Origin of the sequence: Cyclobacterium sp. SYSU L10401, assembly GCF_010993705.1 — a bacterium.
In the GTDB taxonomy this organism is placed as follows: Bacteria; Bacteroidota; Bacteroidia; order Cytophagales; family Cyclobacteriaceae; genus Cyclobacterium.
The window spans coordinates 234,386-259,904 of sequence record NZ_WOFO01000001.1 but is presented as its reverse complement, the minus strand read 5'-3'; the positions used below and the strand labels follow the sequence as shown (position 1 = coordinate 259,904).

At 47.3% G+C, this 25,519-nt stretch carries 13 protein-coding genes; 3 read left to right on the top strand and 10 right to left on the bottom strand.

The window, feature by feature from the left end; all coding sequences use genetic code 11:
• Window positions 1-609: 609 nt before the first annotated feature.
• Genes GL182_RS01070 through GL182_RS01055 form a run of 4 tightly spaced genes read right to left on the bottom strand, consistent with a single transcriptional unit; the run spans window position 610 to window position 7,533 of the window.
• On the bottom strand, window positions 610-2,076 hold the full coding sequence (locus GL182_RS01070; protein WP_163377719.1) for a glycine--tRNA ligase: 1,467 nt from the start codon (window positions 2,074-2,076) through the stop codon (window positions 610-612).
• Window positions 2,077-2,115: 39 nt separating this feature from the next.
• Window positions 2,116-4,947 (bottom strand): PVC-type heme-binding CxxCH protein, encoded by a 2,832-nt coding sequence (locus GL182_RS01065; protein ID WP_163377718.1) that lies wholly within the window; start codon window positions 4,945-4,947, stop codon window positions 2,116-2,118.
• Window positions 4,948-4,951: 4 nt separating this feature from the next.
• Window positions 4,952-5,821, bottom strand: a complete 870-nt coding sequence (locus tag GL182_RS01060; RefSeq protein WP_163377717.1) for a sugar phosphate isomerase/epimerase family protein — start codon at window positions 5,819-5,821, stop codon at window positions 4,952-4,954.
• On the bottom strand, window positions 5,818-7,533 hold the full coding sequence (locus GL182_RS01055) for a PQQ-dependent sugar dehydrogenase (protein WP_163377716.1): 1,716 nt from the start codon (window positions 7,531-7,533) through the stop codon (window positions 5,818-5,820). Before GL182_RS01055 ends, GL182_RS01060 begins: the two co-directional genes overlap by 4 nt.
• Window positions 7,534-7,914: 381 nt before the next feature.
• Between GL182_RS01055 and GL182_RS01050 the strand changes: the two genes are divergently transcribed.
• Both GL182_RS01050 and GL182_RS01045 read left to right on the top strand, forming a co-directional pair.
• The gene (locus GL182_RS01050) at window positions 7,915-10,341 is read left to right on the top strand and encodes a TonB-dependent receptor domain-containing protein (protein WP_163377715.1); all 2,427 of its coding nucleotides are present in this window, start codon (window positions 7,915-7,917) and stop codon (window positions 10,339-10,341) included.
• Window positions 10,342-10,541: 200 nt separating this feature from the next.
• Window positions 10,542-12,059 carry a DASH family cryptochrome gene (locus tag GL182_RS01045; RefSeq protein ID WP_317167766.1) on the top strand — a complete coding sequence of 506 codons (1,518 nt, stop codon included), beginning with the start codon at window positions 10,542-10,544 and terminating at the stop codon, window positions 12,057-12,059.
• Between the two features lie 250 nt (window positions 12,060-12,309).
• Here GL182_RS01045 and GL182_RS01040 read toward each other — a convergent pair whose 3' ends face one another.
• The 3 genes from GL182_RS01040 to GL182_RS01030 all read right to left on the bottom strand — a co-directional run bounded on the left by GL182_RS01040 (window position 12,310) and on the right by GL182_RS01030 (window position 16,297).
• On the bottom strand, window positions 12,310-12,915 hold the full coding sequence (locus GL182_RS01040; protein ID WP_163377714.1) for a DNA-3-methyladenine glycosylase I: 606 nt from the start codon (window positions 12,913-12,915) through the stop codon (window positions 12,310-12,312).
• An 84-nt stretch (window positions 12,916-12,999) separates the two neighbouring features.
• The gene (locus GL182_RS01035; RefSeq protein ID WP_163377713.1) at window positions 13,000-15,519 is read right to left on the bottom strand and encodes a M14 family zinc carboxypeptidase; all 2,520 of its coding nucleotides are present in this window, start codon (window positions 15,517-15,519) and stop codon (window positions 13,000-13,002) included.
• A 115-nt stretch (window positions 15,520-15,634) separates the two neighbouring features.
• A complete protein-coding gene (locus GL182_RS01030; RefSeq protein ID WP_163377712.1) occupies window positions 15,635-16,297 on the bottom strand; it encodes a DUF3365 domain-containing protein in 663 nt (220 codons plus the stop codon).
• A 171-nt stretch (window positions 16,298-16,468) separates the two neighbouring features.
• Here GL182_RS01030 and prfA point away from each other — a divergent pair, with 171 nt between their 5' ends.
• The gene (gene prfA, locus GL182_RS01025) at window positions 16,469-17,545 is read left to right on the top strand and encodes a peptide chain release factor 1 (protein ID WP_163377711.1); all 1,077 of its coding nucleotides are present in this window, start codon (window positions 16,469-16,471) and stop codon (window positions 17,543-17,545) included.
• On the opposite strand, the gene GL182_RS01020 is transcribed toward prfA, so the two are convergent.
• The 3 genes from GL182_RS01020 to mfd form a co-directional block, all read right to left on the bottom strand.
• Entirely contained in the window at window positions 17,542-20,349 is a 2,808-nt protein-coding gene (locus tag GL182_RS01020) for a YCF48-related protein (RefSeq protein ID WP_163377710.1), read from the bottom strand. The two genes, prfA and GL182_RS01020, sit on opposite strands and share 4 nt — an antisense overlap.
• A gap of 189 nt (window positions 20,350-20,538) precedes the next feature.
• A complete protein-coding gene (gldJ, locus tag GL182_RS01015) occupies window positions 20,539-21,762 on the bottom strand; it encodes a gliding motility lipoprotein GldJ (RefSeq protein WP_163377709.1) in 1,224 nt (407 codons plus the stop codon).
• Between the two features lie 265 nt (window positions 21,763-22,027).
• Window positions 22,028-25,375, bottom strand: coding sequence for a transcription-repair coupling factor (gene mfd / locus GL182_RS01010; RefSeq protein ID WP_163377708.1), 3,348 nt, complete (start codon window positions 25,373-25,375; stop codon window positions 22,028-22,030).
• Window positions 25,376-25,519: the final 144 nt, after the last annotated feature.

Genomic DNA, 25,519 nt, shown 5'->3' with positions numbered 1-25,519 from the left:
CTCAAAGGTAGACGTGCAGATCAGCCGTACCTAACTGTCCTTCTCTGATTTCCTTGTGCTCTCGCTCCGGTTCAGATTGCTTCGCTGCGCTCGCAATGACGACGTTGGCATCGCTGCGACACGTTCCCGTCACTGCGAGAATTAACATTTTAAAAAACGCATAAATCGGGATGACGGTGTTTTTTTTAACTATTTAAAAATCAGTATGTTAAAAAAATACGTCATCGGTAGGGTGCTAATCGGACTCCAATCGTATTTCACCAACCGCACCAGCACCCGCGGCAGTCTGTCGGAAAACGTACACAGCAGGCGTTTTTAAATGCCCTTTGTCGTGGCCCTTACGCGCACGCTCCGGTTCAGATTGCTTCGCTGCGCTCGCAATGACGGGTTCTGCCGTCACTGCGAGGGTGCTGACCTGACCCCAATCGTATTTCATCAACCGCCCCAGCACCCGCGGCAGTCTGTCGGGAGACGGACACAGCAGGCGTATTTAAATGCCTTTTTTCCTGATCCTTGCGCGCACGCTCCGGTTCAGATTGCTTCGCTGCGCTCGCAATGACGGTCAGTACCGACTCCGCTCAGGGACCGGACGGACCGGGGAGGGAAAAATCATATTTTATCAAACACCGTCCGAAAACTACAGGCGGCTGCCAACCTTCCGTGTAAATCAGCAATAGGCACCCGCTCCTGCTCCGTGGTATCCCGGTGACGGATGGTCACGGTGTCGTCTTCCAATGTCTGGTGATCGACAGCGATACAAAATGGAGTGCCAATCAGGTCCTGACGGGCATAGCGCTTGCCGATGGATGCAGCTTCCTCATAGATGATGTCAAAATCATATTTCAACTGCTCAAAAATGGCCTTGCCCTTTTCCGGTAAACCATCCTTTTTAGTCAATGGCAGGATGGCCGCCTTCACCGGGGCGATGGCCGGATGGAATTTCAGGTAGGTCCGCTGCTTTTCGCCGGAAGTTTCCTCCACATAGGCATTACAAAGGGCCATCAAAAACAAGCGGTCAGCCCCTATGGAGGTTTCGATTACATAGGGTATATAGTTCTGATTTACTTCAGGATCAAAGTATTGTTGCTTCTTTTTGCTGTACTCCTGGTGGGCCTTCAGGTCAAAGTCGGTACGGGAATGAATGCCTTCTACCTCCTTAAATCCAAAGGGAAACTGGTACTCAATGTCCAATGCCGCATTGGCATAATGGGCCAGTTTTTCATGATCGTGCCTGCGAATTTTATCCTCAGGTATTCCCAGGGCCTTGTGCCATTTTACCCGGGTATTGGCCCAGCTTTGGTACCATTCCATTTCCGTGCCGGGACGAACAAAATATTGCATTTCCATCTGTTCAAATTCCCGCATCCTGAATATAAACTGCCGGGCTACGATCTCATTCCGGAAGGCCTTTCCAATCTGAGCGATGCCAAAAGGAACTTTCATCCGGGCTGTTTTCTGTACATTCAAAAAATTAACAAATATGCCCTGCGCTGTCTCAGGCCGGAGATATATGGTAGAGGAATCCTCAGATACAGATCCTACCTGGGTGGAAAACATCAGGTTAAACTGCCGAATCTCGGTCCAGTTGGCCGTTCCACTCAGGGGACAGGTAATGTCCTCATTGATCATCAAATCTCTTAGGGCAGCAAAGTCTTCTGCATCCAGCAATTTGCCCATGGCAGCCAAAAGATCCTTTGCCCGCTCCGCTTCTCCTGCCTGCTCGTACTGGGCAGCTTTCTCCTCAATCAACACATCCGCACGGTACCGCTTTTTGCTGTCTTTGTTGTCTACCATGGGATCATTAAAGCTGTCCACGTGACCGGATGCTTTCCAGGTAGTGGGGTGCATGAAGATGGCCGAATCCAGACCTACGATATTGTCATTCAGCCGTGTCATGGATTCCCACCACAGGCGCTTGAGGTTGTTCTTAAGGGCTACGCCATAAGGACCGTAATCGTACACGGCCTGTAAGCCGTCATAAATCTCAGATGAAGGGTAAACAAATCCATACTCCTTGGCATGGGCAACGATATCTTTGAATAGGGAAACTTCCTGGGTCTGCTCTGTTTTTGCCATGGGCGCAAAATTAACCAAAAACTGGCATTGTACAAGCATTTAATCATCTCCCTGCATCAGGTAGGCCATGATGTCGGCTACGTCCCGAGCGAGCAGCCCCATTTCCTCCGGTTTGGGCATCAGGCTAATCGGTACTTGCCGTTTCTCGGCTACCTCAGACGCCGGAATCACAAAACGCTGCCCCTGACTATCCAACACCGTGACCACCGGACCGTTGGACTGCAGCAGTCCGTATAGTGCCACTCCGTTTTTCAGGCGAACCAACCAGGCTTCCGATCCAAAACCAATACCTGCATCGGGCTGCACTATGGCATTTACCAGGGTAGGGGCATCCATTTTTTGTCTTATTTCACTCAAGTTGGGACCAATTTCATTTCCTGAATCCCCGATACGGTGGCAGGCAAGGCAGTTTTGGGCGGCCAACACCTTTCCAGCTACTGCATCGCCCTCAAGTTCATTGACGGCCGACTCCTCCATATCCTTTAACCGGCCAAAAAAATACCCCAACAGTCGCTTAACCGCAGGCCTGCCTTCCGACGGCCATTCTGTCGGGAGATCCGCCTCGAGGGAATCGGGAAAGCTGCCTTTAACTGCCAGCAATGCCAGGTGCAACCTGCCCTCCGGGCTTTCGGCCAGGATTTTCAGTGCTTCCCGCTGCTGATCTCCCGTCGCCAGGCTGTCACCCAGCCTTTCGAAGGATGCCAGGAGTTCCGGTTGGGCAGCCGGCAAATTATCCAAGGGTGGTTCCCAATCTTCAAGAAATCCCTGCCATTCATTGTATTTCCTGAATTGCAACCACCAACGGGCTTGCTCGGCCAGCATTCCTTCCTCATCTGCCAGGTCCAGAAACACTTCTACTGCACCTTTATGAGGGATAAAGGCCAGGGTTTCCAGGGCCTGCATTCTTTCTGTGCTGCTCAGCGTTTCGCTTTGCAGCCGAAGTTTCAGGGCAGGAATCGCTGCTTCTGGGTGCAGTTCCCATATAAGGGAGGCCTGTTCAGGGATCCAATCCAGGGGATCCAGTCCCTGCCATTCCGCATCAAATACTTCATTGGCCCTTTCGCTTAAAGCTATCCCCAATGCATTCCGGTACCAGGGATCTTTTCCATCGTAAGCTTCGATCAGGTAAGCATAAATTTGGTTTGTTTTTTCATAATCCTCATGCCGCAACAATATCGCCAATTCCCGCCTGACCAGAGGGTCAGCATTTGATAGCAACGCTTCCGCCTCCCTCAGCAAGGTATCCGGAGCATGGGCCGCCAGGGCCCGGACCACTGTGAGAACCAGTTCCGGGTTGTTGTCCTGCAGCAAAGGCAATATTTTTTTAATGCCCGGAGTACCCATTCCGGCAAGTAACCAAATCGCCCGGGCCCGGAAAAAGGGATTGGCATGATCCAGCAGGGTTTGCAATTCGGGAATTACCGCTGCGCCCTGCTTTTGCAGTAATTGCGCTGCTTTGGCGCGCACGTGTACGGCAGGGTTGCACAAGGCCGCTACCTGACCCGATGCGGTAGCCAAGTCGATGCTGGCTTTGGGGTAGTCCTGCCCCTTTTTGGTAATGCGATAAATTTTTCCTTGCCCTTCCTTGTCCCGCATCTGATGGCCACCCACGATGGGATCATACCAATCGGCCACAAAGAGAGATCCGTCCGTCCCCAGACTAAGGTCGCTGGGCCGAAACCACTTGCTGGTATCCGCTTCCACCTGATGCCAGATGTACCCTTCATTATCCACGTCAACGGATGCGATGAAATTTTGCCGGTCAGCCAATGAATACCCGGATGCTTCCGGCCTGGGCTGGTAGCCAAAAATAATATTCCTTCCCGCATCGGCAGCGAGCAGCAATCCACGGTTTTCTTCTCCCAGCTGGTCTCCCTCTATGCGCAGCATTCCTGTGGGAGAGCCTGCCCCGTATATATCGCCTGCAGGCAAAACCCCGGGATCATGCTGGTGCCAGTGCGCTTCTGTTATGGTCTGACCCGGCCTGCGGTCCGCTTGCCAGGTGCGGTCGCCCTCCTCGCTGAAAAAGCCGGCATTGCTGCCTTCCATCAGCCAGGTGGTGCGACAGGAGGCTGTCTGATCGTCGTTATCGCTTTGCCACATATTTCCAAAAGAATCCACAAAAACCTCGTAGGCATTGCGAAAATTATGGGACATCACTTCCATTCCACTGCCATCGGGGTTTACCCGGACAATAAGCCCACCAGTATATACCTGACCGTCATCGCTTACCTGGGAAGGTAAATTTTCCTTACTGTAGGGGGTATATTCATTGTAGACGCTTCCGGAACGCAGGGTCCAACCCTCTTTGTCCCTAACCTGATGAGGCCCGGCATTGCCGGTAATAAAATACCATTTACCATCGGGGCCCAATTGGCCGGCATGCAGACCGTGATCATGGTCCTTGCCTCCGAATCCGGTCAAAAAAACTTCTTTTTTGTCAGGCAGATCATCTCCATCGGTATCCGTATAGATGATGACACTTGGAGAACAGGAGACCACTACCTGATTACCTATCACGGCTATTCCCAGGGGACTGCGCAAATCCTCGTCTTGTACAAACACCTGAGAAGTGTCCGCCTTTCCATCCCCATCCTTGTCCTCCAGGATCATGATCCGGTCTCCTGCTTCCCTTACCAGGTGCCCGTCCGCATTGCGAAAATCCCGGTAATTAACGGCCTCTGTAAGCCATACCCTGCCTTTGGCGTCCACATCCATATTGGTAGGATTGTGAAACAGCGGGCTGCTGGCCCATAAGGTAACTTCCAGATCGTCCGGTATAAAAAGTAAAGGTGCTTCGTCCCGGGCATCAGGCCCACAGGAAAACATGCAAAGCAATAATAGAAAACCTGAGATCGTGGAATTTTTCAAAGTCCTAATTTTTAATAAGTTGCCTGACAAATTGTAGATTCTGCTGGTAAGCGGGCAAAATGGCAGCTCCTTTTGGAAGCGCCCCTTCCATGATAATCCAGTTTTTGTAACCTATTTTATCCAGGGTGCTTTTTACCCGTTGAAAATTTACTTTTCCCTGGCCCAGTAGGTTGCCGTTTTCCTTGAAATGAATTTCACAAATGTGCTCGGTTCCCAGCAGCTCCATTTCCCGGAAGATATCGAAGCCCATTTCAGTAGCATTGGCTACGTCGTAATAGACTTTCACGTTTGGAGAGCCAATGGTTTCAATTAGCCTCAGGTGTTCTTCGGCACTAAGCCAGGATTCAATGGCCAGGTTAACGCCCATCGCTTCCGCTTTGGGGGCCACTTTCCGCAGCCTGCGCACCACCTCTGCCTGTCCTTCCGGATCTTCCCGTAAATCGCCCTCACCAAAAAAAGCCAGCAAAACATTGGTGCAGCCCAGGGCTTTGGCCACACCGATGCTGTCACGCACCCAGGCCACTGTCTCAGGAGCCGACTTGTAGGGAACCCGATTGAGTTCGCCGATAGCCAAACTGGCTATGGCTACCCCATGCTCCCGGGAAGCTTCCAAAAAAGCCTGCTGAACGCCAGCCTGCCGCAGGTGCATGTCGTTCTGGGCGGTACCCAGGCTTACCTGCAAGCCTTCCAATCCGATTTCCCTGGCCAGGGAAAAGGCTTCCGGATCGGACGTCTTGCCAATGGACCAGTCGCAAGCCCCGATGGATAGCGTGGGAAGGCTTCTACCCGCATTTCCATAGCCTGGATAGACCACTGCCATGGCTCCTACGCAGGCCATACTTTTGAGCACCTTTCTTCGATCGTAATTTTTCATTGTTCTGATGGTAAAGTTGCTGTCATCCTATATACCTTGCCATCGGCTTTGGTGAAAAGATACATTTCTCCGGCTTGGTCCCTTGCCAGTCTCAAGTCCACCCGGTTGCTGCCTGACAGTTCGGAAAGGGGTCTGGAAATTCCTTCATAGCTAACCTTCCATTCGTAAATTGGAGCCTGGCTACCCCGCTCTAAATCGGCCGTTTCCACATAAAACAGCCTGCCATGAACAATATCCCCAAAAAGGTACTTGCCCCTCAATTCGGGGATATCGTTTCCCTGGTATTCATAACCTCCGGAAATGGCATTGCCTTCATCATGGTCATACATGGCTACTGGGTAGGTATAGCCCAGTTCGGCATCATTTTCCGGTAGGGGAAAAACCTGGTTCAGGTCCAATTCCGGTTCGATTACGAAAGGACCTTCCCTAACCGGCCAGCCATAGTCATCTCCGGGCTCCACGATATACAGGGATTCGATCTGACCCTGTCCAATATTGGTGGCCAGCATTTTCCCGTCAGCCGTCCAGGTAATCCGGTGGGCATTGCGAAAGCCATGCGCATAAATTTCGGGCAGCCCTTCCTGCTGATCCACAAAGGGATTATCCGGGGGAATACCATAGTTGCCATTGGTGCTGTTGGTTCCGGAGGGATCGATGCGGAAAATGGAACCCCAGGCCTGCTCGGCTCCATGGGGAACCCAGGGATGACCTGCGCCCACACTACCCCCGTCTCCGATCCCGATATACAACAAGCCGTAATCCGGTTCTCCTTTTTCGGCAAGGGGATTGAAAGTCAACTCCTGCATGCCATGTATTCCGGTAACCATATCGATCCGGAACAGCTCCCGGCTTTCTGCCTCCAAAGGCACCTGCAGGGGTTGATCGGTTTTCCATTCGGTTACCACCCATTGCAAGGTAGACTTGATGCTGTCTCCGTAGGTGAAATCTGCGGGAGCGGTTCCCGGTTTTTCGGTATGAGAGGTGTACAGCAGGCCATTAGTACCAAAGTCCGGGTGAAAGGCAAAGCTGCCAAAACCAGTAGCCAGTCCAGGTTCGTTGATAAAATCGGGCATTTGCTGATGCATGTCCAGGTACACTTCGGTTTCTTCCCCCTCCATGAGATACATTTTGCCCCGCAGATCCATGATGTACAAATCGCCCGTTACCGGATGGTAGTCCATCTTGGCAATGCGGGTCCGGGGTTTATTTTCTGCGGAAGCAGGAATGGTGCTGATCCATTCCAATTCGACCAGCAGATCAGAGAGGGGAATGGCTTCGGGTATTGGGTTTAAAATGGAATCGGCCCTTGCGCCTTCTACCTCCTTCGGTGCCGGATATTGATGCATGTAGGCAATGATCGCATCGATTTCCTTATCCTCCAGGTAGCCGAAGGCCGGCATGTAAGTATTGTAACGCTCAAAAACAGCTTTGGCCCGCTCATCTCCGCTTTCGATTACTTCAGTGGGGTTTTTGATAAAGCGGCGGAGCCAGTCCAGTGGCTGCTCCCGGGTGATCCCTCCCAAATGCGGCCCAATCCCGTCCTGTTCGAATCCATGACAACTGCTGCAGTGGGTATCAAATAAATTTTCGCCGCTTTCCAATGCCGCCTCGTCCATGGAAATCTGCTCCTCCAATTTGGGTTCCCCGGAAGAACAAGACCAGGCAATAGCGATGGCCAGCAGAAAAAGGGAATGATAATATCGGTAGTTCATACAGTCGTACGCTATTTCTAAAACAATTGACCCGACTAATCTACTCTATTCTACCAAAATAAAAAAACAGGATTTAGAGCTGGTCCCTACTATTACGAATTTGTAAAACTTAACTTTCATAAAGTTTAGAACTTTGGGAAAGTTTGAACTTACAGGTCCTCCATCCTGCAAAAGTGATTGCTGATAGTGTTTGTTAAAATAAACATCAGGTCAAATCAACGTTTGAATCCAAGAATTCTTGTCAAAAGGTTTTATTTGCCTGTATCTGATCAAAAAATGCACCCTTTTGATGCACTTCTTTCCTCTTTCCTGTAAAAATTCAACTTTCCTACATATTGTATTTCTATCTTTGCGGATACCCAGAAAAAAGAATTCATAACTATGAAAAAAATTTACCTGCCCGGAATAATCTTATTTTTTCTAATCAGCAGCTCCCTAATTGCCCAGTCCGATAATTACGGAGGGATTCGGGGAAAAGTCATTGATAGCGAAGGCAAAGCTCCACTGGGTTTTGCAACGATTAGCGTGTTTGATGCGGAAAGTGCCGAAAAAACACTGGTAAATGGAGGCATCACGGCAGAGGACGGTACCTTTGACCTGGACCTGCCGCAGGGAGAGTATGCTGTACTCGTGGAATTTATGGGTTACCTGCCCACGGAAATCAACGACCTGACTATCAACCGGGAAAATCGGAGGGTAGATTTGGGTACGCTCGAATTGGAAGCCGATACCGAAAACCTGGAGGAAGTGGTGGTACAGGGAGAAAAAACCCTGATGGAGCTCTCCCTGGACAAAAGGATTTTCAACGTAGGCAAGGACCTGGCCAATGCAGGGGGAACCGCCTCCGACATCCTGATGAACCTTCCTTCCATCAACGTAGACCCCGAAGGTGGGGTAAGCCTCAGGGGATCCAGCAATGTACGCATTCTGGTAGATGGCAAACCTTCCGGTCTGGTCAGCTTCAAGGGCAGCAGCGGTCTGCAACAACTCCCCGCCAGCATGATCGAAACCGTAGAAGTCATTACTAACCCTTCTGCGCGCTACGAGGCAGAAGGGATGGCCGGTGTCATCAACATTATCCTCAAAAAAGAAAACAACCAGGGCTTTAATGCCTCCTTTGAGGGAATTGCGGGAAATCCGACCAATTTTGGACTGGCCGCTAACCTGAACTACCGCCACAAAAAAATCAATTGGTTTGTCAATTACGGGGTGGCTTACCGCCGCGTTCCAAGGGAAGGAACCATCCGACAGGAAGTCAGCAATTCCGATACCAGCTTTTATTCCTATCAGACCACTACCGGTACCGTGAATGGACTGAACAACAATATCCGGGCCGGCCTGGACTATTTTTTCAACGAAAACAGCATCCTTACCGGTTCCTACCTTTGGAGAAGGAGTGATGCCAGGCGCCTGACCAATATCCGGTACAACGATTATGCCGCAGCGGATGCTCCCCTGGACAGTTACACCCTCAGAACACAGGATGAAGATGAGAAAGAACCCAACTCGGAGTTTAACCTGACTTATAAACGAAGCTTTGACCAGAAGGGCCATGTACTCAGTACGGCCATTACTTACCTGGATTACTGGGAAAATTCCGATCAGGTGTACACGCAGGATGCCTACTCTCCAAATGGAACGGCCATTCCAGGTGGTTCCCTGTATCAAACCTCTATTAACGACGAATTTGACAGGCAATGGCTGCTCCAACTGGACTATACCAAGCCCATCGGTAGCGAAGGAAACTTTGAAACTGGAATACGCAGCAGTATCCGGAATATGGAAAATGATTTTATCGTCAGCGAACGGACAGAGTCGGGAGACATGGTAGCCCTGCCCGGTCTGGACGATATTTTCCTTTACGACGAAAACATCCATGCGGCGTACGCCATCCTGGGCAATAAGAGCAATAAATTTTCTTATCAGGGAGGTTTACGAGCAGAATACACCGATGTGAGCACTACCCTGGTAAAAACCAATGAGGTCAATCCCCGGGATTACGCCAACCTGTTCCCCTCTGCCCACCTGACATACAACATCAGCCCGGATGATGCCCTGCAGGTCAGTTACAGCCGAAGGATCCGACGGCCCGTTTACAACGATCTGAGTCCCTTTATGACCTTTTCCGATGCCCGGAATTTCTTTAGCGGCAACCCGGACCTGAATCCGGAATACACGGACGCATTCGAACTCGGCCATATCAAATACATGGACAAGGGCTCTGTTTTCTCCACCCTGTACTACCGGGATACTGAGGATAAAATCGAGCGCATCCGTAGTGTGGATGAAGAAGGAAATGCCACTACGCTACCCTATAACATAATAGGAGAACAATCCATGGGCTTTGAATTCACCACGGACTATTACCCAGTGGAATGGTGGAAGCTTGATGCGAATTTCAACTTTTTCTATGCCAAAGTAGATGGTAGTAATATTTTGGACACCTATACGGCCGACACCTATTCCTGGTTTACCCGCCTGACCTCCCGCTTTACTTTAGCCAATGGGCTGGACCTGCAGCTTCGGGGCAATTATGAGGGTCGCAGAAAGGTGGCCCAGGGGGTGCAAAAGGCCATTGCCTACCTGGACATTTCTGCCAGCAAGGACATCATGAAAGGCCGGGGAACGCTCATTCTGAATGTAATGGATGTGTTTAATTCCCGCAGAAACCGGTATATTTTCGAAGGGCCGGGCTTTTTGACGGAAGGGGATATCCTACCCAGAAGAAGGCAAATCAACCTGACCCTGAATTACCGGATCAAGCAATCCAAAGCCCAAAGCAAGCCGACTATTTTGGGGGAGGATTAAGTTTCCAATAGACAAAATGGCCGAAAAATCAATGGCTAGCATCTCAAAAACGGGAAGGTGGCTTTAGGAAATACCCGTAAAATCTGTAATCAAGAGCTTCATGGATAAAATTTTGGCTAAAGCCAATGATGCTGATAACCCAATTAATTGCCCCCAGCTGAAGCAGGAGGCAATTGAATAAGGGAAATTCCGCATTCAAGATGGTGACCAACCCGGCCAAAGCATCCACCAAAACCACCTTTTTGTTAAAAACACTTTACCTAAACGGAGGGTTTAAGGTTCGTATGCGATACGAAAAAGCACTTGTCTGGCTGAGAAATGACCTGAGATGGGAAGACAACCTCACCATAAAAAAAGCAACGGAACTGGCCAAAAGCATTTTACCCGTTTACTGCCTGGATCCCCGGCAATTTGGACCAGGAGGTTTTGGTTTGCAAAAAACCGGTCCTTACCGCGCCAGGTTCCTTTCCGAAACCATTCAGGACCTGCAAAATCAAATCATGGAAAAAGGGGGCACCTTGCTGCTCCTTCATGGCAAACCTGAAGAGGAGATACCCATCCTGGCACAAAAAGCCGGGGCAGGTGTAATATGTTTTTCCCAGGAAGTCACGGCTGAGGAAATCAGGGTGGAACAGGCATTGGAAAAAGCCGCCTGGAGCAAGGGTATTGCCACGGAAAGCTACTGGCAAAGTACTCTGTTCCATATAGACGACCTACCATTTCCGGTAGCACAAATGCCTGAGGTATTTACCAGGTTTAGAAAAGAATGTGAGAGACTATCTTTGATCCGTCCGCTGGAAAAGATTCCCGAACCCGTCCGTTTTGCCCAAGTACGGGAGGGACATCTGAATTCATGGCCGGAAATAGTCGAACCGGGTTTCCAGATTGAAGATCAGGCCGACAATGGGGACATGCTTTTCCGGGGAGGATCCGGCCCTGCCCTGGAAAGAATGAACCATTATTTCTGGCAAACCAACGGTCTTGCCAGTTATAAAGAAACACGAAATGGTTTAATGGGGGCTGATTATTCTAGCAAATTCTCCCCCTGGCTGGCTCTGGGAGCCCTTTCTCCAAGACAAATTTACCGGGAAGCAAAACGATATGAATCAGAACGAACCAAAAATCAATCTACCTATTGGCTGATTTTCGAACTGATCTGGAGGGATTTCTTTCGCTTTATGGCCAAAAAGCATGGCAACCGGATTTTCCAGCTCGGGGGCATTCAGGACAAGCCAGGCTATTGGAAAGAAGACAAAGTGGCTTTTTCAAAATGGGCTGCCGGCAAAACCGGTATCCCCTTTATCGATGCCAACATGCGGGAACTCAACCAAACCGGTTTTATGTCCAACCGGGGCCGGCAGCTGGTCGCCAGCTTCCTGGTAAACGACCTGGAAATCGATTGGCGCTGGGGGGCGGCCTATTATGAACAGCAACTCATAGATTACGATCCATGCAGCAACTGGGGCAACTGGATGTACATCGCCGGGGTGGGCAATGACCCTAGATCAGACCGCTATTTCAATATACTGTTGCAAGCCAAAAAATACGATCCCCAGGGAGACTACATTGCGAGATGGATTCCGGAGCTCGTGAAATTAAAAGGTTTTGACCGCCACATTCCCTTTCAGCTTTCTACGGAAAAGTTAAAAAAAAGTGGGTTGAAGTTGGAGAATGATTACCCGGCACCGCTGGTTTCTCCGGAAAACTGGAGCATTTAGGTTTACCCTGCAAAACTACCAAAAACCCAATGATTACTATTAAGGTTAGGATCATTTGTACTTTTTTCTTTCATGCAGAGGTCCATGGTCTCCTCCAGGTTACCTGCCTACAACACCCCTAAATCGAAAGTCACTCATACCTCCCGGCACCATCTGTAGGGGAAAGTGTATCATGCCGGGAATTTTCAGTAAAAGAACCTTAACGAAAGCGGCATAAATATCAGTTACTTACTAATACAATGGCAGGGATTTAATACCTGGCCATGCGTTTCACTTCCTGATGTCGAAAGCACTGCAGCAAATGATCGTTGACTATTCCTGTGGCCTGCAAATGGGAATACACAATGGTTCTTCCCAAAAACTTGAAACCTCTTTGCTTCAGGTCTCTGGCTATTTGATTGGAAAGTTCTGTGGCTGCCGGGACCATAGACAAACTTTTCCATTCATTTTGCAGGGGTTTACCATCTACAAATCCCCAGATATAGTCCGTGAATGTTCCGTAATGTTCCTGTATTTCGATAAATCTTCGGGCATTATTGACGGAAGCCTCTATTTTCAGCCGGTTTCTCACGATTGCAGAATTCCCCATGAGTCCTTCAATGGCTGCAGGTGAAAAGGCAGCTACTTTTTGGTAGTCAAAATCATGGAAGGCTTGCGCATACCCTTCCCTCTTTTTCAGTATGGTGGCCCAGCTTAGTCCAGCCTGGGCACTTTCCAGCACCAGAAACTCAAAATGCTTGCGGTCACTGTACACCGGAACACCCCATTCTTCATCATGGTATTTTATGTACTTTTCGAATCCCAGACACCAGGGGCAGCGAAAGGTGTCGGTCTGATTGAGTATAAAGTCGCTCATGGCAGGTCAGGTATTTCTAAGAAATATAGACAAATACCTAAAAAAAACAGCCATGGTTTAAGGATCATGGCTGTTTTTTTTTAATTAATTTCCTGATAAAAATAAAGCGTTTGCAAAAATCAACTTGCCGGCCTCCCAGAAACTCCGGAACATGGGATTATCCACCATATAAATGAGCTGCCCACTTCCCTGCTGCTCAATGCCAAAAACCATGGAATTGACCATCCCGGGTTTGATTTTATAACCAATAAAGCCTGTGCGGTGGCTATCCTGGTCGTTGATATAACCGGCGTTGATACCACTTTTCAGCAGCGCATATCTTTTGTTGTTATTTTTTAAGGTGTAGAATTTTCCTTCGCTTCCATATCCCAGGGGGTGAGAACGGTCCATTTGCACTTCATATATGGCTCCTGCTGCATAGCCAGAAATTTCCATCCGCTCTCTTTCCAGGTAAGGAGTCGTTATTTCACTTATGGAAGCCGCCGTAGCCTGGCTTTCAAAACTTGCCTTTTCTTCCTCACTGGCATAAGACTGCAGCAAACCTTCCTCCCTGTCGGCAAACAAATCCAATGCAGCTTCCATGGCAAGGAGCTTGCCGCCCGCTGCTACCCATTCTGTCAACACGGGATGCAATTCCTCCTTGTAATTCCCTGAGGGCAAAATCAATACATCATATTGCTGCAAAACAGCTGGATTCAATTGATCTGTTTCAAGAATGACTACAGGGTATTTCAATTCGCTATCCAGAAAATGCCAAATTTCCCCAAAATTCAGGGAGGATACGCCTTCTCCACCAACCAGGGCAATGGAAGGTTTCTGGATGATCGGTACATGAGAAGATCCAAAATCTTTGCCACGGTCCATGAATCCGGTTTGGGTTTTGCCCAGGCTCATTTTATAGGAATTGGCCAGGGAAGTTACTTTCTCATGGAAACCGTTAACATATTCATTTCCACCTCTGCTGATGATCAGAGAGCCAGCCGGAAAAGCCTGACCTGCCACCTCAAATGGATATTCGTTGTACCGTACCCTGATCCCTTCCTGAAGCAGGCCGGTCAGAAATTTGACATGTACGGTGGCATTCCAGGGAGCGATATATGCCAATACATCCTGATCTGGTTGATTTTCGGTAAAATCCTCAGGCTGGTAGACCAATTCGGGATCCAACCTGTTTTCCAGGGCAAACGCTTCTAATCCATACGCATAGGGAAGTGCCCAGGAGGTAATGTCATACGTAATGCTATCGTTCAACACTGGCTCCGGTTCAAACAAAACCTGCGCCAATACGGACTTGGGTTGAAAGGCATTGATGACAATATCATCTTCAGCCAGGAATTGCCTGCCGGAGGCACCATTTTGATAGGAAAACCCGTTAAAGTTGCCGGTTTTTCCACTCCTGCCATAACGGATTCCATTTCTATCCAGCAGTTCCAATAAGGCCTTAACTTTTGCCGGTGGATTTCCACCCTTGATGACAAAGCTTTTGTAAGGGCCGGAAGGATTGGTACTGCTTTCAGCAAAATATTGTTCATAGGCTTCCAAAACCCTGTCGGCTATGGAGGAAGTGGTCTCTATGGCAGATATCCCGGTGGTATGGTGATGGATGATCCTATCCTTCAGGGTAATGGTATCTCCCTGGGCATCATAGCCACCTATACCGGCTCTGCCCGACCCCCCCTGCTCTATGGTCATGCCAATGGCTCCATTGTACATGGGGTAGGTGTCTCCATAACTCGGATAAAGCAGGTCAAACCTTTCTTTTGTAAAAAAAAACCAGTCATTTTGATCAAAATAAGCGGCTGTATTCCTGCCAAAGATCTCCTGGTATTCCTGCTGGAAGTCCGTCAGCTGTACATGAAGGGGCTCTGCGGCAGGAGCAAAATAATAGGGGGAATTGATACCTTGCTCGTGAAAATCCAAATGAACTTGTGGCAGCCACTCATTGTATAAGGCCAATCTTTGCTGTGTTTCCACTTGCGTCTGCCAGGCCCAATCCCGGTTCAGGTCAAAGAGGTAGTGGTTGGGTCTTCCTCCAGGCCATGGCTCTTGGTGTTCGACCGATTGCAGGTCTGGCTGAAGTACCTGATTCATTTTTTGTTGGTACCAGTTCACATACCTTTCCTGTCCATCAGGATTCACACAGGGGTCCAGTACCACCAGGGTGTTGGCCAACCAATCCCCGGATGTTTCACTTTCCGGATCTACGAGGGAAAAAAGGGTCATCATGGTTGCTTCCGAAGAAACGGCCTCATTGCCATGCACATTGTAACTCATCCAGTGCACCGGAATAGAGAGTTCAGGGTCTCCTTCCAGCAATCCAGCCCTTTTCATGTTATCGGTGCGGATGGTTTCCAATCGTTCGATATTTTCCTGCGAGGAAACAAAAGCGACCATTAGCGGCCGCAGTTCATTCGTTTTCCCATATTCCTTTAATACCACATTGTCACTGGTAGCGGCCACATGTTGATAATAGGCAGCCACCTTGTGATGGGGAGTAAACCTTTCTCCCAGATTGTATCCTAAAAATTCGGCAGGGCTTTGTGTTTGTGCTAAAACACTGAAATTCAACAGCATAAAGCTGAAAATTGCGTAAAATTTCTTCATAAATATTTAATAATGCATGAGAGCAAGGCATGCTCCCGTTTTGACTGACTTAAGTTTCAGTGCAAATATAAAAGTAAAAGCCTAAAAGCCGCTTCGGGTAGAAGGTAATCCCCGCTTACATGTTCTTTACCACTTCTTTTTTGGGCAAAGAAATGCTCCACATGCCCCGGAGGTCCCCTACTTTATATCCCAGGGCTTTATCTTCCGGATACCGTGATTTAATCATGTCGAGCGTGGCATCGCTGACCTCTTTGCCAGGTTCGCCGTGACAATTGAGACAAAGCCCACCCGGGATGGTAATGGCCTTGGTGTACAGCAACACTTCTCCATCCTCTGTTTTCTGTATATTGGGACGGTTTTCTAAATCATTTTCCAGGTTATAGGCATAGGCATCCAGCAGGTTTTTCTCCATGTCGGTAGGGCTGTTTTCCGGGTTTCTGTTTTTCACAGATACCCTTCGAATGTTGACCCGATGCTTTTCGGCGACATTTTTGGTAATGGGCAATGCTTCCTGCTGGCAAAAATCTATGGCTCCCGTAATTCCCTTCTCTTCGATGGCTTTTTGCAAGGTACCAATAAGCTCTGCCTGGGCTTCCTGACTGATCTCATCCCCCCATTTCAAGGCATAGTCTGTTATTTCAGACTCCGATACCTTTTTTACATCATTGGCCTTGTTTACCTGATCCACCACATCTCGGTCAATTTTCTTGTTGTCACCACAGGAAGCCAGAAACAGCAGGGGGGCGAATAGGAGGGGAATCCACTTTGTATTTTTCATTTGTCTTAATATCAGATGCTTATTTAAAGATAATGACTAAACTTCAAAAAAGTTCAAAACCTGACAAAAATCAATCTTGCTATACCCTGCCATCAGGCCACCATAATCTGGCCTTTGTCGGGATTTCGTCAACAATATTGTTTAATTTTGCCTTCCAAATAAAAAGATGCCATGCAGGACAAACTGGAAGCCATTAAAGAAAGATTTGAGGAAGTAGCCCAATTGATCATTCAGCCTGATGCCATGTCGGACATGGGCAAATACACCAAACTTTCCAAGGAGTACAAGGACCTGGAAAAGGTGGTGAAGGTATATGATGAATACCGGTTGATTCTCGATAACCTCAGCAGCACCAAATCACTTCTTGAAAAGGAAAAAGATCCTGAGTTTAGGGAAATGGCCAAAATAGAATGGGAGGAGTTGAAAGACAAAAAAGAGGATATAGAGGAGGAGTTGAAAAAAATGCTTATTCCCAAAGACCCGAATGATTCGAAGGATTGTATCCTGGAAATCCGCAGTGGGACAGGTGGAGACGAGGCGGCCATATTTGCAGGGGATCTTTTCAGGATGTATGAGAAGTTTTGTGAAAAGCAAAACTGGAACCTGACCGTTCTGGACCTTACCTTTGGTACTTCCGGCGGATACAAGGAGATCATCAGTTCTGTCTCCGGGGCAGACGTGTATGGGATGTTGAAATACGAATCCGGTGTACACCGGGTTCAGCGGGTGCCGGCTACAGAGACACAAGGCCGGGTCCACACTTCTGCTGCCACCGTAGCGGTGCTGCCCGAAATGGAGGAAGTGGACGTGCAAATCGACATGAATGATGTACGAAAAGACACCTATTGCTCCTCCGGACCGGGAGGACAATCCGTCAATACTACCTATTCCGCCGTGAGACTTACGCATGAACCTACCGGACTGGTGGTCACTTGTCAGGATCAAAAGTCCCAAATAAAAAACTTTGAAAAAGCCCTGAAAGTACTGCGATCCAGGATTTATGAAATAGAGCTGGCCAAGCACAATGAAACGGTAGGAGCCCAACGGAAATCCATGGTAGGCAGCGGAGACAGGTCAGATAAAATCCGTACCTACAATTACCCCCAAAGCCGCGTCACAGACCACAGGATCAACAAAACTGTCTATAACCTACCTGAGGTAATGGAAGGCAACATTGAAGAGTTTATCAGTGCTTTGCGTTTTGCTGAAAATGCAGCAAAAATGAAGGACGGTGGTGTAAATGATTAAAACACCAGAATTTTTCGTTTATATTCAGCATTCCTAGTCCGAAGGATCACCAGGTGAAGACCTTTGGGCAAATCCTTAACAGCATAAACAAATTGACCCTCCCGGGTAGGGATATCCATTATTTTCTGTCCCATTGCATTGTAGATTTCCAACTGGACTAATGAGGATAGGCCCTCTAGGGTGATGTCAATGTCACCAAAAGAAGGACTTGGAAAAATCCTTATGTCGGAAGGCCTTTGTCCCTCTGGCAGAGAAGTGATTAAATTCACATTTACCGAAAGCGTCTGGCTGGGGCCCTGATTACAGGCATTCATCGGGGTTACCACCAAATCGTGGTCACCTTCATTGGTCCAGGCTACTCTTATAGCACCTGTGCCTTGCCCACTGACGATTTCGCCACCTTCCCCAATGGCCCATTGGTAATTGATATCCTGCAGGGCCTCCACTTCATAATCTGCCTGCTGAAAGCCTACCCTGTCCGGCCCCTGTATGGAAGAGGGCTGCTCCGGAATGGTAATCACACGGATTTGTTTTTCGCTGGTAGGTCCTTGTCCACATGGATTGGTAGTAGAAACGGCGAGCGATTGGTCCCTTAAATTGGTCCATTCAAGGGTGATTTTGGCTGTACCCTGTCCTGACCTGACCACTCCTCCTGTTGCCTCCCAAAAGTATTCCGTACCGGGTATGGAGTCAACATGGTATTCTTCCAGGGTATTGACGCATACCACTCCCTCGCCCTGTATATCCGCCGCTTGTCTTGGCTCCTCAGATACAACCACTTCCAATGCGGTGGTATTCCCATTGCCACAATTGTTTTGCCCCCTCACAAGAACTGCATTTCTTCCGGGATCATCCCAGCGCACCACCACCCTTGTACTGCCCTGTCCCTCAAGAATGGTGCCCCCATCTACCCTCCATTCATAAGTAGTACCTTCTTCCTCCAGGTCCTGAATGGAGTAAATCTGTTGACTCAAACAAATATTATCTTCTCCAAATATCGTGGCAATATCCTGAGGAACCTGACAGGTATACTGGTAAAATATCCCGTTTTCTCCTGCAGCGTATCCCACATTGAGGTCGCCGAAGCTTACTCCGGTAAAATTCTGAAAGGTACCTGTCGGTAGCATCTCCCAGGAATCACCTGCATCAAACGTTCTCAATATTAACCCTTCATCTCCTGTGATGAAGCCCACAGATTCATCCAGAAAGTCCACATCGGTAAAGTTCCTGTTAATACCCGTCTGAATCCGGTTCCAGGATTGTCCCCGGTCTGAAGTTTTAAATGCAGCTCCTGAGTCGCCAACAATAATGGCCACTCCTTCATCCAATTGGGCTATTGCTTTTAGTTTGGCGGTACTATTCAGGTTTACCTGCTCCCAATCCTCCCCAACATTGGAACTGAAGAGAACCAGCCCATTATCTCCGATGATTAGTCCTTCATTTTCATTGAAAAAAAGTATGTCATGAAAGTCAGTTTGTTCCAAACCTACAGGCACTACTTCCCAATTGACCCCTCGATTCTCGGTTTTGCTGATCAATCCCCTTTCTCCGACCGCAAAGCCCCTGTTAAAATCGAAAAAATAAAGGCCATTAATGTCCCTGTTGGTTCCTGGGTTCAGGGTGGTCCAATTGGCTCCAGAATTAATGCTACTGATAATATTTCCGTTGACTCCCGATACATAACCTGCCCCATTGGAAACAAAATACAAGGCATTAAAGGAGAGGGAAATGGGCCTTGAGCGATCTACGAATGAATTTCCCCCATTGCCGGTGAGCAATATTAAACCATTATCTCCTGTCAGATACCCCCTGAGGTCAGTTGTAAATTGAATGGAAGTGTAATCATTGGCCCTTCCGGACAATCGCACGGCCCAGCTTGCTCCCGAATTGTTGGAAGAAATTAAATTACCACTAGAGGCTACTGCCAGCACATTATTGGTCCCTGGCCTGAAAGCCATGGTTTTGATATCCTGATTCGTCCGGGCATTGCTGGCAAGAAAGGTAAGGCCACCATTATCCGTTCGAAGCATCGTTCCGTTTCTTCCGCTAATAAGCCCCGTCAGGGGCAGCGAAGGATGGAAAACCACATCTGCCAGGTCCGTGTCTATGCCGCTATTGATAAACTGCCAATTCAGACCTGCATCCACCGTCTTTATGATTGTCCCCAGATTGCCTACTGCATACCCGGTAGAATCACTGGTGAAAAATACCCCATTCAGGGGTACCTCAAATCCTGTGGGGATCACTTCCCAATCGATTCCTGCATTGACAGACTTAAGCAATTCTGCATCGGTTGTAACCGCAAAACCAAGTGTGTCGTTTATAAAATGAAAATCATTGATATCTGCTGAGGAAACTTTTTGCCCATCCTGCCAGGTCAATCCGCTATCAGAAGACCGAATAAAATTTCCTTCCTCTCCAATCACGATTATCAGGTCGTTGCCAAGGTGCTGAATTTTTTTCCAAATGTGGTTTTCGGGATGGGTGTAATCCGTCCAGCTTTCCCCACCGTTTTCGGTGCGGAATATTTGACCTTCTGCTCCAAGAAGCAGGCCTTGCCTTTCATCAAAAAAAGAAAAATCAATGATGACTCCCTTGCTCGGCGATTGCTGTTCCACCCAACTTAACCCCCCGTCAATAGATTTTAAAAGGATGTTTTCCCCTGCAATATATCCCAGGTTCTCATCTACCCATTGGATGGAGGAAAAATCATTTCCCCAATCTCCAACCCTCCTCCAGCTTTGACCATATCCCTCCTGGCACAGGAATAGCCCAAGAAAAACTAAAAATAAAGCCCGCTTCATACAAATCCCTAAGTTTAAATAAATTATGCCTACAAAAATAAGATTAAATTCAGGATTTAACAGCAAAATTGTGTTTTATCCCCTTCTCTCATCCAAAAGGCTTTTTTGTAAATACCAACGGGGAAAAAAAAGGCATAAAAAAAAGGGTAAACCACCCTTTTTTATTTTATCTTATCAATTGCTAAAACTTTACCTGTCCTTACCCCCTACAGCAATCATGGCACATCTGAAGCCTATATGGTTAGAGGCAGAATCCTGGTGCATGAATCTTCGGGTTCCAGGTGCCAGCCAGTAGGCCACATCTCTCCAGGATCCACCCTTATACACCCGATAATTATCGTCTATCAAAGTCGTGTTGTAAGTATCTTCCTCATCATAAATACCGTCTTTCCGCAGTGGATTCAGGTCATCAAAATCCTGAAAAGAGAGGGGTCGATAAACATCCTGAACCCATTCATTCATGTTGCCAGCCATGTTGTACAGACCGAAATCATTCGCCGGGAAATCGTACACATTGGTAGGTATGATTTCCCCATCATTGGAAACGCTACCCGGAATACCGGCGTAGTCACCCCTACCTCTTTTGAAATTGGCCAGAAAATCGCCCTGCCTTGATTTTCTTTTGATGTTATAGGGGTTTCTGGGACCACGTCCATCCCAGGGATAGATTCTTCCATTTTCCTGATTTTCGTCCATGTATTGGGTTCCGATCATGGCCTTTGCTGCAAACTCCCATTCTGCTTCATTGGGCAGCCTGTAGTCTGGAAATACAGATCCTCTTTCAATCAACTGGTCCTTGGTAAGTGCCGAATCCAATTCATTTTTCTCCCTCTCCAGCTCATTGACATAAATGGTCCTCCATTGACTATAGGCATTGGCCTGGTTCCAACTCACCCCGGCTACAGGGTAAAAGTTAAATCCAGGATATCGGAAATAATAAGTGGCGTAAACATCATTATAAGACATGGTACCATCCCATACCCTTTCATTGGGCTCAAGTTTCTGGATTGAGTCCTGGCTGACCCCATCTCTTTTGGCCATATTAAATAAAAATTCTTTATAATCTACATTGGTCACCTCCGTCTCATCCATGTAAAATGAGGCAATGGTAACCGTTCTTTCTACATTGTCTCTGAAGCCCATGATATCTTGTTCCTGGGAACCAAGGACTGCTCTTCCACCCTGGATAAAGACCAACCTGGGGCCTACCACTTCCCTTGGAAGTCTGAAAACCTGAAATGAAGCAGAGTCTTCTTCATCAAAACTATACTGTGCACCAGTAGATGCACTTACTCCTCCCGGATCACTGGCCGTCCTACGCCCAGATTTATTTCCACAAGAAGACAACAGCAGTCCTAAAATTGCTATCGTAGCAAAAAAACTAATTTGAAATTTTTTATTCCCCAATTTCATGTGACAACTTTTTGGTTTTGCCCTATTAAAACGCTAATATATAATCAATAATACATTATACCAATAATCTTTTATTCTCCCGGCATGGCCGCAAAGGTAAATTGAGCCGATATTCGTGAAATAATACATAAATATTCATGCCATAGTATTTATTTGTCTCATAAAAAAATTCCATGTTTTTTAAATTTTTTTATGCCATACCTACTTACTTGCCTGTTAAACCCTTAATTATAAATAAAATAGCCCAAAATTAATTTAACGGATTTCACTCCTCAAGCATATCGGATAGCCATTTTTTTCCGGTAGGGATGCTGTCCACCCCTTTGATTACCAATATTAAACGATCCCTGGTTTCTTTTATTTTACAATACCTACCCTGGGTTTGGATAAACTTAATAATATTCATAAAAAGTGCAGAACTGAAATAAGCATCATTCTTGGAGGAAACAAAGTAACATTTCATTTGTTCGTTTTTCAACACCAGTTTTTCAAACCCAAGTTTTTCGGCCATCCAGCGCAATTCTACCGTCTCAAAAAGGGCCTGTACCCTATCCGGAATAGGGCCAAACCGGTCTCTGATTTCATCTTTAAAACCATCCAGTTCACTTTCTCCTTTAATACTGTCCAATTTGGAATAAAGGCTCAAACGCTCTGAAATGTTGCTGACATAACTTTCGGGAATGAGCAACTCCATGTCTGTCTCAATCACGCAATCCTGTACGAGGGGAGCTGTTTTTTCTTTCAAATCTACCTCAAAAAGTGAGGCAAATTCTGTTTGTTTCAACTCTTGAACGGCTTCATCCAGGATTTTATGGTACATTTCAAATCCCAGGTCCGAAATGAACCCACTTTGCTCTGCTCCCAAGAGATTTCCTGCTCCCCTGATATCCAGGTCTCTCATGGCCACCTTAAACCCATCGCCCAAATCAGAAAACTCTTCCAATGCCTGCAGGCGTTTTCTGGATTCGGTACTCAGGGTAGCTGTGGGAGGGGTTAGCAGGAAACAATATGCCTTTTTGTTGCTCCTGCCTACACGGCCCCGCATCTGGTGCAGGTCACTCATGCCAAACATATGGGCCCTATTGATTATGATGGTATTGGCATTGGGGATATCCAGACCAGATTCAATAATATTGGTTGAAATCAGCACATCATAGTTTCCTTCGATAAAGTCGACCATGATTTTTTCCAGTTTTTTACCGTCCATCTGCCCATGCGCGCCTACTACCCTGGCATCAGGTACCAGCCTTAAAATCAGGTTGGCTATCGAATCAATTTCTCCTACCCTGTTGTGGACAAAAAATACCTGTCCACCCCGGCTGAGTTCGTTGGCCACTGCATCCCGAATGATGTCTTCCCTAAAGGTGTAGATTTCCGTGGTTACAGGTTGTCTGTTGGGAGGAGGAGTAGCGATCACAGAAAGGTCCCTGGCCCCCATCAGCGAGAAATGAAGGGTTCTCGGAATGGGCGTTGCGGTAAGGGTAAGCACATCCACATTCACCCGGATTTGTTTGAGCTGATCCTTGACTTTTACCCCGAATTTTTGCTCCTCATCAATGACCAGCAAACCCAGGTCCTTAAATTTAATATCCTTGTTTACAATCCTATGGGTACCAATCAGGATGTCAATTTCTCCGGTACCTACCCTTTTGATGATTTCTTTGGTGTCTTTGGCTGATCGAAACCTGTTGATGTATTCTATTTCCACGGGAAAGTCAGCCAACCGCTCCTTAAAAGTCTGAAAATGCTGCATGGCCAATATGGTGGTAGGCACCAAGACGGCTACCTGCTTGCGGTCATTTACCGCCTTAAAAACGGCCCTTACAGCCACTTCCGTCTTACCAAAACCCACATCCCCACATACCAGGCGATCCATAGGGTAGGGTTTCTCCATGTCTTCTTTCACATCTGAAGTGGCAGATGCCTGATCGGGAGTGTCCTCATAGATAAAAGAACTTTCCAATTCGATCTGCAATACACTATCGGAAGAAAACTGGTGCCCGGGAGCGGTTTTGCGCTTGGAGTAAAGTTTGATCAGGTCCTTGGCAATGTCTTTTACTTTCTTCTTTACCCGGGATTTTTTATTCTCCCATTCCGGAGAACCCAATTTTGACATGCTGGGAAGGGTACCTTCCTGACTGCTGTATTTGGAAATCTTATGCAAGGCATGAATGTTCACATACAGCAGGTCATCATCCCGAAAGACCAGGCGGATGGCTTCCTGTAATTTTCCATTGACCTCCACCTTTTCCAGACCTGCAAACCTTCCGATGCCGTAGTCCACATGAACTATAAAGTCTCCCGGATGTAAACTTTTGATTTCCTTCAGGGTAAGGGCCTTGGACTTCGAGGAGGCATGGGTGGTTTTGTAGCGGTGAAATCTTTCAAAGATCTGGTGATCCGTATAGCAGGCCAATTTAAGGGAATCATCAATAAAACCTTCCCTCAGGCTGATGGGCAAGGTTTGAATAGGTAGTGTGGGGTCCAGCTCTGCAAAAATATTTAACAAACGACCGATTTGCTTTTCACTTTCAGAGCAAATGATATTGCTTATTCCTTTCGCCGCATTTTCGTTCAAATCACGGACCAGTAAATCAAAATGCTTGTTGAAGGAAGGCTGGGGGTGACTGTGAAATTGAAAATCAGCCACACCTTCCCATTCAAATCTATGGCCAAAAGCCAGTTGGGTAAAGGCAGCCATCCCTTTTTCAAATTCATCTGCGGCCAAAAACACCTTTTCCGGTGCCATAAGTAAGGCATTGGAATCTCCTCCTATAGCATCTTGAAAATATCCTTTGGCCTTATCAAACAGGCCTTCCAGTACATCCATACAGTGTTTATAATCCTTGATCCACAGGTAGGTGTCCGGGGGAAAGAAATCCATGACAGGTTGCCGGAACTCCTTTTCCATTTTGGTCTGAATATTGGGAATAATGCTGATTTTGTCAATTTGCACTGTAGACAACTGCGTCTCCGGATCAAAGGTCCTGATGCTATCAATCTCCTTTCCAAAAAGCTCCAGGCGATAAGGCATATCATTGGCGTAGGAAAAAATGTCAATGATTCCACCCCTAACGGCAAATTGGCCTGCTTCATAGACAAAGTCAGCCTTTTCAAAACCATAGGTATGTAAAAGCTCCTCTACAAAAGAAAGGTCTACCTTTTCACCCACCGCTACAGTAAATGTATGTTCCTTGAGGCTTTTCTTGTTGACTACTTTTTCATATATGGCTTCCGGAGAAGTAATCAGCACCTTGCCATCTGTTGGTGATCCGGAAAGCTTATTGAGGATTTCGGCCCGCATCAACACATTGGCATTTTCAATGTCTTCATGGTGGTAGGGCTTTTTGTAGCTGGCTGGAAAAAGATAGGGTCCTTCTCCCGTCAATGCCTGCCAGTCACTTCCCAAATAGGCAGCATCCTCCTTATCATGGCCTATCACTACGTGAAAACCCCCGACCAATTTTGTCATGGCCTGGATTAAAACCACATCCATACTTCCGGAAAGCCCCTTTAACTGAAACCTGGAATGCTTACCTCCTTCAATTGCCAATGCCAGGTTTCTGACAAATGGATCCTCCTCATAGAGAGACAAAAATGACCGCCTATCCAACTATTTTTATTTTAAATGATCTTGAAAATAATTGTCGCAATTTATTAATTTCCCCTGTAATAGTCCTCATTTCCTTTTCCAACAGGAGAAACCTGTCTGGAAAATTCAAAACTAATACCAGAACGAACCAACAAAAATTGTGTT

Coding starts and splice junctions, on each gene's coding strand:
- GL182_RS01030 (WP_163377712.1), bottom strand. CDS start 16,297: ATGAAAAATACAAAGTGGATTCCCCTCCTATTCGCCCCCCTGCTGTTT.
- GL182_RS01050 (WP_163377715.1), top strand. CDS start 7,915: ATGAAAAAAATTTACCTGCCCGGAATAATCTTATTTTTTCTAATCAGC.
- GL182_RS01020 (WP_163377710.1), bottom strand. CDS start 20,349: ATGAAGCGGGCTTTATTTTTAGTTTTTCTTGGGCTATTCCTGTGCCAG.
- GL182_RS01040 (WP_163377714.1), bottom strand. CDS start 12,915: ATGAGCGACTTTATACTCAATCAGACCGACACCTTTCGCTGCCCCTGG.
- GL182_RS01045 (WP_317167766.1), top strand. CDS start 10,542: ATGGTGACCAACCCGGCCAAAGCATCCACCAAAACCACCTTTTTGTTA.
- gldJ (WP_163377709.1), bottom strand. CDS start 21,762: ATGAAATTGGGGAATAAAAAATTTCAAATTAGTTTTTTTGCTACGATA.
- GL182_RS01070 (WP_163377719.1), bottom strand. CDS start 2,076: ATGGCAAAAACAGAGCAGACCCAGGAAGTTTCCCTATTCAAAGATATC.
- GL182_RS01055 (WP_163377716.1), bottom strand. CDS start 7,533: ATGAACTACCGATATTATCATTCCCTTTTTCTGCTGGCCATCGCTATT.
- GL182_RS01060 (WP_163377717.1), bottom strand. CDS start 5,821: ATGAAAAATTACGATCGAAGAAAGGTGCTCAAAAGTATGGCCTGCGTA.
- prfA (WP_163377711.1), top strand. CDS start 16,469: ATGCAGGACAAACTGGAAGCCATTAAAGAAAGATTTGAGGAAGTAGCC.
- GL182_RS01035 (WP_163377713.1), bottom strand. CDS start 15,519: ATGAAGAAATTTTACGCAATTTTCAGCTTTATGCTGTTGAATTTCAGT.